10 protein-coding genes are annotated in these 14,685 nt (G+C 74.5%); 4 read left to right on the top strand and 6 right to left on the bottom strand.

Annotation, left to right across the window (positions count from 1 at the left end; translation table 11 throughout):
- Window positions 1-29: 29 nt before the first annotated feature.
- The 6 genes from AB0C99_RS05810 to AB0C99_RS05835 all read right to left on the bottom strand — a co-directional run bounded on the left by AB0C99_RS05810 (window position 30) and on the right by AB0C99_RS05835 (window position 9,025).
- Window positions 30-3,131: an AAA family ATPase gene (locus AB0C99_RS05810; RefSeq protein WP_362469820.1), complete on the bottom strand. Its 3,102-nt coding sequence runs from the start codon at window positions 3,129-3,131 to the stop codon at window positions 30-32.
- Between the two features lie 141 nt (window positions 3,132-3,272).
- Complete coding sequence (locus tag AB0C99_RS05815; protein ID WP_362469823.1) at window positions 3,273-3,929, bottom strand: response regulator; 657 nt, start codon at window positions 3,927-3,929, stop codon at window positions 3,273-3,275.
- Complete coding sequence (locus tag AB0C99_RS05820) at window positions 3,917-5,047, bottom strand: ATP-binding protein (RefSeq protein ID WP_362469826.1); 1,131 nt, start codon at window positions 5,045-5,047, stop codon at window positions 3,917-3,919. The genes AB0C99_RS05815 and AB0C99_RS05820 overlap by 13 nt, the downstream gene beginning before the upstream one ends.
- A gap of 381 nt (window positions 5,048-5,428) precedes the next feature.
- Window positions 5,429-7,495 (bottom strand): discoidin domain-containing protein, encoded by a 2,067-nt coding sequence (locus AB0C99_RS05825; protein WP_362469829.1) that lies wholly within the window; start codon window positions 7,493-7,495, stop codon window positions 5,429-5,431.
- A 139-nt stretch (window positions 7,496-7,634) separates the two neighbouring features.
- The gene (locus AB0C99_RS05830) at window positions 7,635-8,228 is read right to left on the bottom strand and encodes a TetR/AcrR family transcriptional regulator (RefSeq protein WP_362469832.1); all 594 of its coding nucleotides are present in this window, start codon (window positions 8,226-8,228) and stop codon (window positions 7,635-7,637) included.
- A 50-nt stretch (window positions 8,229-8,278) separates the two neighbouring features.
- Complete coding sequence (locus AB0C99_RS05835; protein WP_362469835.1) at window positions 8,279-9,025, bottom strand: hypothetical protein; 747 nt, start codon at window positions 9,023-9,025, stop codon at window positions 8,279-8,281.
- A 208-nt stretch (window positions 9,026-9,233) separates the two neighbouring features.
- Here AB0C99_RS05835 and AB0C99_RS05840 point away from each other — a divergent pair, with 208 nt between their 5' ends.
- The 4 genes from AB0C99_RS05840 (at window position 9,234) to AB0C99_RS05855 (ending at window position 14,664) form a co-directional block, all read left to right on the top strand.
- Window positions 9,234-11,582 carry a collagenase gene (locus AB0C99_RS05840; protein WP_362469838.1) on the top strand — a complete coding sequence of 783 codons (2,349 nt, stop codon included), beginning with the start codon at window positions 9,234-9,236 and terminating at the stop codon, window positions 11,580-11,582.
- Between the two features lie 71 nt (window positions 11,583-11,653).
- Window positions 11,654-12,802 carry an FAD-dependent oxidoreductase gene (locus AB0C99_RS05845; RefSeq protein ID WP_362469841.1) on the top strand — a complete coding sequence of 383 codons (1,149 nt, stop codon included), beginning with the start codon at window positions 11,654-11,656 and terminating at the stop codon, window positions 12,800-12,802.
- 178 nt (window positions 12,803-12,980) lie between these two features.
- Window positions 12,981-13,292, top strand: a complete 312-nt coding sequence (locus AB0C99_RS05850) for a (2Fe-2S)-binding protein (protein ID WP_362469844.1) — start codon at window positions 12,981-12,983, stop codon at window positions 13,290-13,292.
- Complete coding sequence (locus AB0C99_RS05855) at window positions 13,273-14,664, top strand: FAD-dependent oxidoreductase (protein ID WP_362469847.1); 1,392 nt, start codon at window positions 13,273-13,275, stop codon at window positions 14,662-14,664. Before AB0C99_RS05850 ends, AB0C99_RS05855 begins: the two co-directional genes overlap by 20 nt.
- Window positions 14,665-14,685 lie beyond the last annotated feature (21 nt).

Consider the following 14,685-nt stretch of genomic DNA (forward strand, 5'->3'; position numbering starts at 1 on the left):
GGATCCCTCCCCGCACGGCCCCCGGGTCCCTACACCGGACCGCCCACCAGCTCCCGCGCCGCCGAGGCGAACGCCGCCCGGGTCGGATGCCCCGTCTTCTGGAGGAGGCTGGACACGTGCTTCTCCACCGTGCGGGGCGAGATGTGCAGCCGCCCCGCGATGTCCCGGTTCCCGAACCGCTCCGCCAGCAGCCGCGCCACCTCGAACTCCCGCACCGTGATCCCGCAGCGGCGCAGCACCGGCGGCACCCGGTCCGCCCCCGAACGACGCTGCCGCACCGGCGCGCCCATCCCGCGCAGCAGCGCCCGGCAGGCCCCCGCCGGAGCGGGCAGCCCGGCACCGTGGAAGTACTCCTCCGCCTCCCGCAGCCACTCCACCGGCGCCCCCCAGCCGTCCTCGTACGCCGCGCGGGCCACCAGCCGCATCCCCAGCCGCCGGGCCTGGCGGTACGGGCCCGCGGCCTCCAGCGCCTCCGCCGCGGCGGCCGACGCCTCCCCGGCCGCGCCCTCCCGGCCCAGCAGCACCGCGTGCGCCAGGCCCACGAACACCCGGTTCCCGCGCTCCCCGGCCGCGCTCGCCGCCAGCACCCCCGCGTGGTGCCGCCGCCCCAGCCGGCCCGCCAGCACCCCCAGCAGCAGCACGATCCCGTGCCGGCCGAAGTCCGCCGTCGCCGGATTCTCCCCGTCGTACGCCAGGGCCCGCGCGAACTCCCGCTCCGCGCCCTCGTGGTCCTCCTCCAGCAGCGAGCAGAACGCCCGCGCCATCCCGTACGCCACCGGCCGCAGCCCCGGCGCCGCGTCCGCCAGCGGGGCCAGCCGCCCCAGCGCCGCCTCCATCTCGGCCCGCCGCCCGCGCTGCGCCCACCGCACCGCGTCGAGCAGCCGCCACCGCGCCAGCACCCGGCCCAGGCCGCACCGCTCCGCCTCGGCGATCCCCTCGCGGACCAGCTCCCCGGCCGCGTCGAACGCCCCGCGCCGCACCAGGTCCAGCGCCAGTACGAGCCCCGCCTCGTGCGCGACCGGCAGCAGCCCCGCCCGCAGCGCCTCGGCCCGCACCCGCTCCACCGCGCCGGTCCGCCCCTCGCGGGCCGCCTCCACCCGGGCCAGCCCGAGCTCGGCGGCGAGCCGCACCCCCGGCAGGCCGTGCGCCTCGGCGAGCAGCCGCGCCTCCTCGAAGCCGGCCACCGCGGCCGCTTCGTCCCGCCCCCGCAACAGCCGGGCCCGCGCGACCAGCGCCCGCCCCGCCACCTCCGGCAGCCCCGCCGCCCGGGCGGCGGCCACCGCCCGCCGCGCCGACTCCTCGGCGGTGACCAGCCGTTCGGGCGCGAGGCGGGCCGGTTCGAGGAGGGCTCCCGCGAGTTCGACGCGGGCCGACGCCGCCGCGTCGTCCCGCCCCGCGAGCAGCCGCCGCGCCCGGTCGAGCTCCCGCAGCCCCTCCGCCGGCCGCCCGGCCAGCGCCAGGATCTCGGCGGACCGGGCGTGCAGCCCCGCGCGCCGCTCCGGCGGCACCGAGGGCCCCGGCTGCCACCCGGGCCCGCCGTCCGCGCCCGGCCGTCCCGGGAGCGCCGCCGGAGGCAGCCGGTCGAGCAGGCCCGAGCCGCCGGCCGCGTCCAGCAGCCGTTCCAGGACCGTCGTGTGCAGCTCGGGGGCGGCGCCCGGATCGGACCGGCGGTGCGCCCGGACCAGCAGCTTCAGTGCCAGGTCGGGCGCGCCCTCGGCGCCCGCCCGCCGGGCCGCCTCCGTGTACAGGCGGACCGCCTCGGCCCGGTCGCCCGCGCGCTCGTGGAGCTCCGCCGCGCGCACGCACCAGGAGCCGGGCAGCCGAGGGTGCAGGGCGCCGAGCGCGGCGGCGGCGCGGCGCGCGTATCCGGCGTGCTCGACGGGCCCGAGGGTGTCCCGCAGCGCCTCGGCGGCCAGCGGATAGCGGAAGGCGTACCCGTCGCTGCCGGGGCCGTCGGGCACCAGCAGACAGGCGGTGGCCGCAGCGCCCAGCAGCGCCGTCAGCTCGTCCTGCGGGAGGCCGGCCGCCCGGCGCAGCACCGGCAGCGGGAAGCGGGGGCCGAGGAGCGCGGCGAGGCTCAGCAGCTCCTCGCCGCGCGGGCCGAGCCGGGCGGCCCGCAGCCGCAGGTTCTGCGCGATGCCGCCGAGGCCGTGCACCAGCTCCCGGACGGCGAAGGGCAGGCCCGCGCCGTCGGCCGCCGCGCGCCGGACGAGCACAGGGCTCACCTCTTCGGGCGCGACGCCCAGTTCGGCCGCCAGCAGCCGGCGGACCGCCGAGTGGCCGAGCGGGGCGAGGTCGACGACGGCGGCGAGGCCGTCCTGCCGGGCGCGGGCGGCGAGAGCGTGCGCCCCACAGGGTTCCCGGCCGACGGTGAGCAGCAGCACGACGGGCAACTGCCCCAGGTTGTCGAGGAGGTATTCGACGACGGCGAGGGTGCCGGGGTCGGCCTCGTGCAGGTCGTCCAGGACCAGCAGACAGCCGCGCCGCCGCCCGACGACCGCGATCAGCCGCAGCACCGCCTCGGCGACCGGCAACGGCGACACGGCGGGGGCGGCCGGGGCGGCCGGGTCCGCCAGGTCCGTAGCGTCGGCGGGGTCCATCGTCGCGATCTGGCCCATCGCGCCCATCGCGCCCACCGGCCCCATCGCGCCCACCGGCTCCATCGAGCCCATCGGGTCCAACGCGTCCATCGGGTCCAACGCGTCCATCGGACCCATCGGTTCCGCCGGTCCGGCGAGGAGCCGGGCCAGGACCGCTCCGTAACGGCCGAGTTCGGCACGCGCGGGCTCGGGATCGGGCCCGGGTCCGTGCCCGGACCCGGGCTCGGCCCGGCAGAGCGCGAGCAGCGCCTCCACCAGCGGCCGGTACGGGACGGCCGGGCCGACGGTGCCCGCGCGGCCCCGGGCGGTGACCATGCCGGCCGCGCGGGCGGCGGCGAGCGCCTCGGTGGCGAACCGGGTCTTGCCGACCCCCGGTTCGCCGGTGACGACGACCGCCCCGCCCCGGCCGCCGCGGGCCGCCGCGAGGGCGGCCGTGACGCGTTCCGTCTCGGGCCCCCGGCCCACGAACGGCCCCTCGTCGTGCGGGACGCGGTCCCGGGCCGGGGCGGTACAGGCGCAGGGGTTCGTCATCTGCCTCTCCTTTGGGCGTGGGGGAGGAGGAGGGCGGCGGACGGGGCGACGGCCGCGTGCGCCGGGCTCTTGACGATAGGAAGCGGGCGGGTGCCCCCAGCAGCCCGCCGTTTGGGGGGCTTGCGGGGGCTCCGCCCGTGGTCAGGACCCGTCGATGCGGTCCTCGCGGACCCGCTCGGCGAGGTCGATCTTCGTGTAGGCGGGGCGGCCCGCCTGCTGGTATTTGGCCTTCACCCGGTCCAGGTAGTCCTTGGCGGTGTGCACGGTGATCCCGGCGCGGCGGGCGGCCGACTTCAGGGTCATCCCGGAGGCGTAATCGACCAGGACCTGACGTTCTCTCGGCGAGAGCCTCGGCCGCGCCGGGCCGTCGTCGTGCGCGCAGGCGAAGGCCAGTTCGGGGGAGTGGGCGCCGTGTCCGGCCGCCACGTCCTTGATCGCGGCGACCAGCGTCGGCAGGTCGTTGTCCTTGGTGAGGTAGCCGTCGGCCCCGGCCCGCAGCGCCTCGATGACCCGGGCGCGGTCCGGGACGGTGCTGATCACCAGGACCCGGCTGCCGGAGCGCAGCACCCGCCGGATGTTGTCGGCGGGCGCGGAGCCGTCCCGGAGCAGCAGGTCCAGCAGGACGACGTCGGGCGGCCCGGGCGGCCCGGGAGGCCCGGCCGGTCCGGCGAGCAGCTCCCCGACGGTCGCCGCCATCGCGAGCACCCGCAGTTCGGGGACCCCGCCGAGCCAGGACCGCATCCCGTCGAGGAGCATCCGGTCGTCGTCGACGACACCGACGGTGATCACCCGGGCCATCTCAGCTCCACCCGTACGCCCTCGCCGGGGGCGGTGTCGACGGTGGCGCGCCCGCCGACCTCGGCCATCCGCTCGCGCACCGAGCGGCGCAGCCCGAGTCCCGGCGGCGCGGCGCCGGGGTCGAAGCCGGGCCCCCGGTCGACGACGGTGACGACGGCGCCGCCGGGCCCGTCGGGGGCGGCGGTCGCGGTGAGCCAGGCGTGTCCGGTCCCGGCGTGCCGCCGTACGTTGTTGAGGGCCTCGCGGGCGGCGTCGGCGAAGGCGGCGGCGACCTCGGGCGGCACCGGGGGCAGCGCGTGGTACTGGGCGGTGACCCGCAGCCGCAGGCTCTCGGCGGAGCCGACGGCCTCCTCCAGGGCGGCGCCCAGCTCCGGGTGGTGCGTCTCGTCGGCGGTCTGCTGGATCAGCCGGCGCAGATAGGCGGCCTCCTTGGCGCACCGCTCCCGCACCTCGGGCGCGTTGGCGTCGATGCCGCCGGCGGCGAGGGCGGTGAGGGTGGCCAGGACGGTGTCGTGCAGCGCCCGGTGGTGCTGGAGGCGTTCGGCGTACCGGGCCTTCTGGGTCTCGGCGGCGAGCGCGCGGGCGTTGGCCTCGTCGAGCATCCGGCCCTGGCGGCGCAGGTACCACCAGAAGACCCAGGTCATCACGGCCGAGGAGAGCAGCGAGTTGACGTGCCCGCCGAGGACGGCCCGGCTGGCGCCCACCAGTTCGTAGCCGATGAGATGGGTCACGACGAGCAGGACCAGCGCGGTGAGCGCCTGGAGCCGGGGGAGCGCCACGGACACCACGCCGCTGGAGGAGCCGCCGAGCAGCATGGCCCAGCCGAGCGCGGGGGTCTCGCGGACGCCGCCCCAGGCGTACAGCGCGAAGGGCAGCAGACAGCCGACGACCAGGACGTCGGCCCAGACGTGCCGGGGGTCGAACCAGCCGCGGCCGAGCGCCGCGCCGAAGAGCAGCAGGCTCAGCCCGAGGGCGGCGGCGAGCCCGAGGAACTGCACGGGGTGGCCCTGCCGGTGCTGGGCGACGGCGGCGACGCCGACGGTGAGGTGGCTCGCCCGGTAGAGCAGGGTGGCCAGAATGAGGAAGGACTGCGCGCGTTGGAGGCCGGATCCCGCCACGGTCGAGTGCCGTAACGCCCGTAATCGATCCCCCACCATGGACCCCACCTGCACGACCACGCCCTTCCGCGCCCGAATCCGCCCCATGGCCGCATTCTGCCGGAGCGAGAACCGGCCGACAGGGGGTCCCCCGGCCGTTTTGCGCGGACGGTGAAGAGGCTGTGGGGGCTCTGTGCGCGGGGGCGAAGGCCCCGGCGGCGGCGCAGCGGGCCACGCACCTCCGAGGCCGCGCACCACCCAGCCCGCGCACCACCCAGCCCGCGCACCACCCAGCCCGCGCACCACCCAGCCCGCGCGTCTCCGAGCCCACGCGCCGCCGAGGCCGCACGCGAAGGGGCCCGCCGGAACGTCCGGCGGGCCCCTCCCCGTACGACGCGCGGTCTACGACCGGCTGACCGTCAGCTCGTAGAGCGAATAGCCCCACTGCGTCCCGCGCTTGACCCCCTGCACCCGCACGTAGCGGGCCGGCTGGGAGGCGAACTCGGCCGTGTCGTAGCCGCCGTCACCGGCCTCCGTGGACCAGGCGCTCTTCCAGTTCGCGCCGTCCTCGGACAGCTCGATCCGGTACGCCCGCCCGTAGGCCGACTCCCAGTCGAGGGTGACCCGGCCGACCCGGCGCACCTCGCCCAGGTCCACCTGGAGCCACTGGTCGTCCGACCACTCGCTGGCCCAGCGGGTCCCGGTGTCGCCGTCGACGGTGTGCGCGGGGGAGAAGTTGACGAAGGGGTTCCACCACTGGGTGGTGGAGGCCGAGGCCGGCCGGCCCGCCGCCAGGTTGACGCCGAGCTCGTGCTTCTCGGTCTTCTTCCAGGTGGTCAGGTACGTCTCCGCGCCCCGCGACAGCTCGTCCACGACCCCGGGGCCGCCCGGGGTGAGCCGGATCTGCTCGACCCAGTCGGGCACCAGGCCGTTGTGCGCGGCGCCGTCGAGGTTGAGGTCCCAGGTGCGCTCGCCGGTGACCTGCCGGTCGATGACCGAGCCGCCGTCGAAGCTGCGGAAGGGGTACTTCACCGCGTTCGGGGCGTCCGCCCCGACCGGGCCCGGCCAGCCGCCGACGCCGTTCATGTCGGTGCCGTAGCCGAGGCCGACCCCGTACTTCTGGCGCAGCGCCGCCTTCTGCGCGGCCTCGCCGATGAAGCCCTGGGCGTTGTGCATGTACTCGGCGACGAAGCCGCCGAGCCGGTAGACCCGCTCGGTCCAGTCCAGGTCCATCCAGCTGTGGCTGGAGATGACGCCCGGGTACTCCTCGGCCTCCAGCATGTCCAGCGCCCGCCCGGCCGCCTTCACGCTCATGTGGTCGAGCTCCAGCATCATGCCGCGCTGCATCATGCCCTTCAGCGCGTACTCGCCGAGTCTGGTGAGCCCGCGCGTATTGCACTTGGCGTCCGAGGCGTACGAGGGGACGCTCACCCCGGCCGGCAGCTTCTCGGCCATCGCGGCGGGCGCCACCAGGCCGATCGGGTTGTCCTGCTGCGGACCCGCGCACTTCTCGGTGGTCCAGAAGGTGCCGGTGGACAGGAACTGCCCGATGTTCACGGCCACCCCGGTGGTGCCGCTGTCGAAGCGCACCCCGCAGAGCGCGTTGTCGAACTTGTGGCACAGGAACATGCTGCGCACGCCGAGCCCGTACAGCTCGTCGAGGCCCTTGTCGATGTCCGCCTTGCCGCACTGGGCGACGTCCAGGATCTGCTTGCAGCCGAAGGGCTCCGAGGTCTCGACGCCGAGCACGACCGCGAGCTTGCCCTGCTCGATGACCGAGCGGGCCTGGGCGGAGTCGAGGACGATGCGGAACCAGCCCTTGCCGGGGCCGCCGTACATCTTGTCGATGTACGCCTGCATCTCGTACGACTTGCGGGCCTCCAGGCGGATCGCGTCCATCTCGTCGCAGCCGCGGTCGCGGGGCAGCAGCGAGCAGATCAGCCCGTTGGTGACCAGGTCGTTGACGAGCACCCGCTGGCCGCCGCGCCAGGCCCGCTCGACCCAGGCGTAGTAGTTCTGCTGGTGGCTCAGCGAGTTGTTGGCGGGCCAGTCCTTGAAGGTGGGCCAGCCGACCGGGTCGTGCTTGCCGTTGTCACCGCCGGTCAGGTGCTCGAAGATGGCGCCGGAACCGTCCGGGTAGTGCTCCGGGCAGTCCTTGAGCGCGTCGGCGGCACCCGCCTCCGAGAAGGTCTGGCCGCAGATCATCCGGCCGCCGAAGCCCTCGTTGGACATCAGGTGGTTGTGCGCGTCGATGAAGCCGCGCACCTTGCCCTGGGCGTCGGTGCCCTTGAAGGGGGCGCCCGTCACGTTGATCTGGGAGTCGGGGGCGGGCCGCGCGGTGGGTTCCCACCACGAACCGGCGTCGGCCGCGGGGACCGGCCCCGCACCGAAGACGACGGTGGCCAGGGCGATGAGCAGCGAGGCGAGGGCGAACCGCCCGCCCGCTCGGCGCTTTGTTGGTCGATTCATGGTCAGCGATGCCTTCGGTCATGGGGGTGTACCGGGCTGGGCCGCCGGATGTTTCTTGCGGTAACAGCGACTGGCCAGAGGATCGCGAGGATCGCCGAGTGAGTCAATAGTCCGGGTCAAATGACCTGTTGACGGAAGATCAGTCCCCGATCAGCGCCACCAGCTGGTCGGCGGTCGCGTCCAGCAGCGCCGCCGCGGTCCGCTCGTCGCCCAGCACCAGGTACTGCAGGGTCAGCCCGTCGATCATCGCCGCGAGCAGGTGCGCGAGCAGCCGCATCGGCACCCTCGGCTCGACCTCGCACACCGCGCAGACCTGCTCTATCAAGGTGGTCCCCGAGGCCACGTACTGCTCGTACTGCGCCCGCGCCAGATGCTCGAAGCCCTCCTCGCGCAGCGCGTACTGGGTCAGCTCGTACGTCAGCATGTGCTCGGCCGGGTGGGCGGCGACGTGCTCCCAGTACGTGCCGAGGGCGCCCCGGACCGTCTCGCGCAGCGTCCCCTTCGGCTCGACCGCCGACATCACCCGGGCCACGTAGTGGTCGGTGATCGACTCGATCGCCGCCTCCAGCAGGGCCTGCTTGGAGTCGAAGCAGTAGTGGAAGACGCTCAGCGAGACACCCGCCTCGGCGCAGATCGACCGGGTCGTCGTCCGGGCGACGCCGTCCCTGGCCATCGCCCGCACCGCCGCCTCGACCAGCTGCCGGCGCCGTTCCGCCGACGGCATCCGCGCCATGGTTCCTCCTCGTGATCGGAGCGGACAGGGTAACCGCCGCACCCCCGGCCTCAGGCGCGCCACCAGGGCTCGCGGACCACCTCGTCCGGGTCGGAGGCGCAGCGGGACCCGTTGACGACCCCGCCGTCCGCGACGTCCCAGCCGACCACGCCGTCGCCCTGCCGCTCGAACTCGATCAGGCGCGCCCGCGAGACGCCGGAACCGGTGTCCACGTCGCACCGCACGGTCCCGGCCCAGGACCGCCCGTCGAGCGCGGCGGCCAGCGCGAGCACCGGCAGGACGAGCAGGGTGAGCAGCAGGCCGGTGCCCCAGACCAGGTCGGCGGTCCGGTGCAGCGGCCCGGCGGCACGGCTCCGCCGGTGGCCGCCCGCGTACCGCCCGGACCGGTGGTCGGCCAGCACACCGAGGCGCAGCAGATACCCGGCGATCCCGGCGGTCAGGCCCCAGTCCCATCCGTTGAGCGCGCCGATCACGAGCCCGAGCGCGGCGGGCACGATCGCCGCCGAGGCCGCGGTGGCGGCTGCCGTCCGTCCGGGGTGGGCGGGTCCGCGCCCGCGCTCGCCGAGGTACAGGTAGAAGGCGCGGGCGGCGGTGACCCCGAGCACGGTGGAGAGCAGCGGCTCGAAGAGGAACATGCCGCTCATGATGTCGAGCCAGTTCTTCGGCCCCATGGTGTCCAGCGCCTCGCGGGCGGCCTCGCCGCCGCCGAGCGTCCAGGACAGCTTGAGTACGGGGACGGCGCACAGGGCCGCCGTCAGCATCGCGCGCTCCGCGCCGGACCGCTCGCCCTCGCTCACGGGCCGAGCGTAGGCGCCGCACGCCGGCGGGCCCCGGACCGACACCTTCGTGAACTCGTGGGAACTCACAGGTGCACAGGTCTTGTCAGTGCAATTTCACATTACTATGTTACAGCTCACATGGTGACGGTACTCCGTCAAGTTCCTTGTGTGCCAGGGACTTTCCAGCCGTGTGACCCCCACTTTCCGTCCGACTTGGAGTCCCCAGGTGAACCAGCACAAGGCCGTGCGTTCCACCCTCCTCGCCACCGCGATCGCGGTGACCCTCGTCGCCTCCGCGGGCCAGGCAGTCGGCAGCCCGGCCCCCCAGCGCCCGGCAGCCGTGCCCGCCTCCCTCGCCGCCGCCCCCGCCCCCGCGGCGAACCCCTTCGACGAGGTCGACCACCTCGCCGACGCGAAGCCCCACAAGCCCGCCCCGGCCCCCGCCCCGGGCGGCGCCCCCGAGGCCCGCGTCCCGGGCGCGGCGAAGAGCACCGCGAAGGCCACCGCCGCCACGGCCCGCACCGCCGAGGCCCCCACCCTCGCCAGTGGCGTGCCCTGCACCCTGGACGGCATCACCCGCCTGTCGCCCGAGCAGTTCGCCGACTTCCTCGCGGACAAGGCCGTCACCGCCGACGTCTGCCTGCGCGGCCTCATCTGGACCTGGGACGCCCGCCTGGCCCCCGTCATGTCGGACGCCCACGTCCAGGCGGTCTCCCGCCGCATCTCGTCCCTCGCGGCGAACCACGACGGCACGAACTCCTCGAACCTGGAGGAGATGTTCACGTACCTCCACGCGGTCGTGTACCACGACTTCTCGCGCTCCGAGATCGACGTGACGGACGCCCCGACCGTCGACGCCATGCGCCGGGCGATAGCCGACTTCGGCAACGCCGCCCGCACCTTCGACGTCACCGCCGCCAACGCCCGCACCCTGCGCGAGGCCCTCTACGCGGCCAGCGGCCCGGGGCTGCGCCAGTACCAGCTCGGCCTGATCCCCCGGGTGCTCGCCACCATGGACCCGGCGCACACCGCGACCAACAAGGACGCGAACTGGGCGGGCGCCGCGCTCGCCGCCCTGTCCACCAACTACCTGGGCGTCTACCCGGGCAACCAGGACGCGGCCTTCCAGGCCGCCGCGAAGGCCGACCCCGCCTACCGGGCCGCCTTCAAGGCGTTCGCCGGCTACACCCACCTCAAGGGCACGGCCAACTCCTGGGTGGTCCGCGACGCGCTCAGCGAGTACGGCCGCTTCGGCCAGATCGACGGCCTGAAGGACTCCATCTCCGCCGACCTCGGGGGCCTCCTCGGCTCCGTCGAGTCCGCCTTCGGCTACGGCAGCCCCCAGTGGGCCTCCCTCGTCTCCTGGCTGAACTACTACAACGCCTGCGCGCCCTACGGCGTCTGCAAGGCCGACATCGAGAAGAAGCTCTTCCCCAACACGTACACGTACGACAACGGCGGCATCAAGGTCCGCACCGCCCTGGACCGGGCCACCGTCGACCAGCTCTACTACGCCAGCAAGCAGGTCAAGTCGCAGTTCCACCGCGTGCTCGGCACCGACCAGCCGCTCGCGGGCGACACCAACAGCACCCTCAACATCGTCCTGTACGCGTCCCGTTCCGACTACGAGGTCTACCACCCGGTCCTGACCGGCTACAGCACCAACAACGGCGGCATCTACATCGAGAACGGCGCCACCTTCTACACGTACCAGCGCCGCGTCCCGCAGGACTCCAGCCTGACCCTGGAAGAGCTGTTCCGGCACGAGTACACCCACTACCTGAACGGCCGCTGGGCGGTCCCCGGCACCTTCGGCCAGGGCCCCTGGTACCAGAACGACCGCACCACCGCCATGGACGAGGGCACCGCCGAGTTCTTCGACGGTGCCACCCGCGACAACGGCATCGCCGTCCGCAAGTCCCTGGTCCGCGGCATCATCAACGACACCGCGGGCGGCGGCCCCCGCATGAGCGTCCGCCAGCTCCTGCACGCCACCTACGACGGCGACGGCTTCCGCTTCTACAACTACGCGGGCACGTTCTTCGAGTTCCTGTGGACCGAGCGCCCGTCCCTGCTGCGCGAGATGTACACGAACCTGCGCGCCAACGACGTGGCCGGCTACGACGCCTGGCGCGAGCGCCTGAGCGCCGACCCGGGCCTCCAGGCGGCCTACGACCGCTTCCTGGACACCCAGATCGCCCAGGTCGACAAGCTCTACGTGCCGAACACCACCTTCACCGCCAACGACCAGCTCCGCGACACGTCCGCCTCGTCCGTCCGGGCGGCGTTCTCCACCGCCACGTACAACAACCCCGACTGCGTGGAGAACGGCGACCCCGGCAAGAAGCGCTTCGTCTGTACGGGCCGGATCACGGCCAACCTGAAGGACGCGGGCAGCCAGGACCAGGTCTTCAAGGACATGTCGGAGACGGTCGACTACTTCATCCTCGACCGGGCCGGCGCGGCCTCGAACAACCTGGCCGACATGAACTGCTCCTTCGGCCCGGTGGACATCTGGTCCAACCGGGTGGCGGGCACCTCCTCGTTCACCTGCGAAGGCCCGCTCCGCACCTGATCGCGCAACCCACCGCTGCCCAGGCCCGGAAGGGTCTGGGCAGCACCTAAAGAATGTGACATATTACTGCCGTGCCCAAGAGACACTCCCTGGACGTCGTGATCATCGGTGCCGGCGTGGTCGGAGCAGCCTGCGCCTACTACGCGGCCCGCGCCGGCCTCTCCGTCGCCGTAGTCGACCGCGGTCCCGTCGCGGGCGGCACCACGGGTGCGGGGGAAGGAAACCTGCTCGTCTCCGACAAGGAGGCGGGCCCCGAGCTCGACCTCGCGCTGCTGTCCACAAGACTGTGGCACGAGCTGGCCGGCGAACTGCCGGACACCGAGTACGAGCCGAAGGGCGGTCTCGTCGTGGCGCACGACGAGACCACCCTGAAGGCCCTCCGCGCCTACGCGGAGGCACAACGGACAGCAGGCGTGAGGAACACCGAGGTCCCCGCCGACACCCTCCACACCTACGAGCCGCACCTGGCCCCGGACCTGGCGGGCGCCTTCCACTACCCCCAGGACGCACAGGTCCAGCCGGCGAAGGCGGCGGCCCGCCTCCTGGAAGCGTCGAAGGCGACAACGTACCTGGGCGAACAGGTAACAGAAATCCTCGTGGACCCCGCCAACAGCATCCGGGGCATCCGCACACCCCGCCGGGACCTGCTGGCCCCGGCCGTGGTGAACGCGGCGGGCACATGGGGCGGCGAGATGGCGGCCCTGGCGGGCACCACGCTCCCGGTCCTGCCCCGCAAGGGCTTCGTCCTGGTGACGGAGCCGCTGCCGAGGGTGGTGCGCCACAAGGTGTACGCGGCGGACTACGTGGCGGACGTGGCCAGCGACGCGGCGTCGCTCCAGTCGTCCGCGGTGGTGGAGGGCACCCCGGCGGGCCCGGTCCTGATCGGCGCGACCAGGGAACGGGTCGGCTTCGACCGCACCCTCTCCACCGAGGCCCTCAGGCGCCTGGCGACCCAGGCGCGAGCGCTCTTCCCGTTCCTGGCCGACGTCGAGGTCCAGCGCGTCTACCACGGCTTCCGCCCGTACCTCCCGGACCACCTGCCGGCGATCGGCGCGGACCCGAGGGTCCCGGGCCTCTACCACGCCTGCGGCCACGAGGGCGCGGGCATCGGCCTGGCCCCGGCGACGGCAAGCCTGATAGCGGCGCAACTCACCGGCCGGGAGCCCCTGCTGGACCCGGCCCCGTTCCGCCCGGACCGCCCGTTCCCGGACGAGGTGTGAGGCGCCCCACCGGCGGGAGTGGGGGAGGCTGCGGGGGCGGCGTCGGGGACGTCAAGCGTGATTTGTGGCGCGGAACCAGCACGGCCACGCATCCAGGGCCAGGACCGCGCCGTAAATCATGCAGTCCCGGACGCCGCCCCCGCAGCCTCCCCCACGCCCCCACCCACGGAGCACCGAGATGACCACCCCGCGCGACCTGGTGGGCGGCACGCCCCCCACCCCGCACACCGTCACCTTCGACGGCCGCGAACTCCCCGCGGAAGAGGGCCAGACCATCGCCGCGGTCCTCTGGGCCGCGGGGATCATGTCCTGGCGCACGACCAGGGGAAAGAACGCGCCGAGGGGTGTGTTCTGCGGCATCGGCCAGTGCTTCGACTGCCTGGTCACCGTCAACGGCGAGCCCAACCGCAGGGCCTGCCTCGTCCCGGCGAACCCGGACGACTCGATCACCACCCAGGAGGGAACCGGCCGTGCCGAACTCGGCTGCTGATCTGGCGATCGTCGGGGCGGGCCCCGCGGGCCTCGCCGCCGCCGTGACCGCCGCGGAGCTGGGCCTGACGGTGGTCCTCCTGGACGCGGCGAGCCGCCCCGGCGGGCAGTTCTACCGCAGCCCCGCCCCGGGCCTGCGCGCCGAACGCCCGCAGGCGCTGCACCACGACTGGCAGGCGTTCGCGACCCGCGAGAAGCGCCTCCGTGACTCGGGGGTCGAGCACCTCGCGGAGACCCACGTGTGGACGGTCCTGCCGAACAACGAGGGCTGGACGCTGCACGCCCGCACCCAGGCGGACGCCCCGGTCACGGTGCACGCGCGCACGGTCCTGCTGGCCACCGGGGCCTACGAGCGCCAACTCCCCTTCCCGGGCTGGACGCTGCCCGGCGTGGTCGGCGCGGGCGGCGCCCAGGCGATGCTGAAGAGCGGCCTGGTGCTCCCGGGCCGCCGCGTCGTAGTGGCGGGCAGCGGCCCGCTGCTGCTCGCGGTGGCGGCGACCCTGGCGTCGGCGGGCGCCCGCGTCCCGGCGGTCGTGGAGGCGGGGGCGTACACGGGCTACGCCCGCAGCACCGCCACCCTCCTGCGCAACCCGGCGAAGCTGTTCGAGGGCGCCCGCTACGGCGCCGCCCTGGCCCGCCACCACGTGCGCCCGCTCACCCGGCACGCGGTGGTCGAGGCGCACGGCACGGCCCGCGTGGAGGCGGTGACGGTCGCCCGCCTGGACCGCGACTGGCGCCCCGTACCGGGCACCGCCCGCCGCATCCCGTGCGACGCGCTCGCGGTGGGCCACGGCCTGGTCCCGGAGCTGTCGCTGGCGACGAGCCTGGGCTGCGCGACCCGGACGGCGACGGACGGCACGGTGGCGCTGGCCCTGACGCGGGACCAGCGCACCTCGGTCCCGGGCCTGTGGGCGGCGGGCGAGACGGGCGGCGTGGGCGGCGCCCAACTGGCCATAACAGAAGGCGAACTGGCGGCGCACACGATCGCGGCGAGCCTGGGCCGACAGGCGGACGGCGAAGAGACGGCCCGCCTGCACCGCACGAGGGACCGCCTGCGGTCCTTCGCGGACGCGATGGGCGCGGCGCACCGCCCCGGCGAGGGCTGGACGGAGTGGCTGCGCGAGACCACGGACGTGTGCCGCTGCGAGGAGGTGACGGCACGTGAGATCCGAGAGGCGACAACGGAGTTGGGCGCGTCGGATCCCCGTACGGTGAAGCTCCTGACCCGGGCCGGCATGGGCTGGTGCCAGGGCAGGATGTGCGGCCCGGCGGTGGCGGCGCTGTGCGGCGGGGGCGCGTCCCCGGACCGCCGCCCGCTGGCGTGCCCGGTCCCGCTCCGGCACCTGACGGAGCTCCCCACCGACCCGGCCTGATCAGGCGGAACGGATTGCCCG

The sequence above is a fragment of the Streptomyces sp. NPDC048659 genome (genome assembly GCF_040650575.1).
Lineage (GTDB): Bacteria > Actinomycetota > Actinomycetes > Streptomycetales > Streptomycetaceae > Streptomyces.

What these genes read in the sequence shown, in the direction of transcription:
- AB0C99_RS05850 (WP_362469844.1), top strand. Translation starts at nt 12,981, where the DNA reads ATGACCACCCCGCGCGACCTGGTGGGCGGCACGCCCCCCACCCCGCAC.
- AB0C99_RS05815 (WP_362469823.1), bottom strand. Translation starts at nt 3,929, where the DNA reads ATGGCCCGGGTGATCACCGTCGGTGTCGTCGACGACGACCGGATGCTC.
- AB0C99_RS05830 (WP_362469832.1), bottom strand. Translation starts at nt 8,228, where the DNA reads ATGGCGCGGATGCCGTCGGCGGAACGGCGCCGGCAGCTGGTCGAGGCG.
- AB0C99_RS05810 (WP_362469820.1), bottom strand. Translation starts at nt 3,131, where the DNA reads ATGACGAACCCCTGCGCCTGTACCGCCCCGGCCCGGGACCGCGTCCCG.
- AB0C99_RS05825 (WP_362469829.1), bottom strand. Translation starts at nt 7,495, where the DNA reads ATGAATCGACCAACAAAGCGCCGAGCGGGCGGGCGGTTCGCCCTCGCC.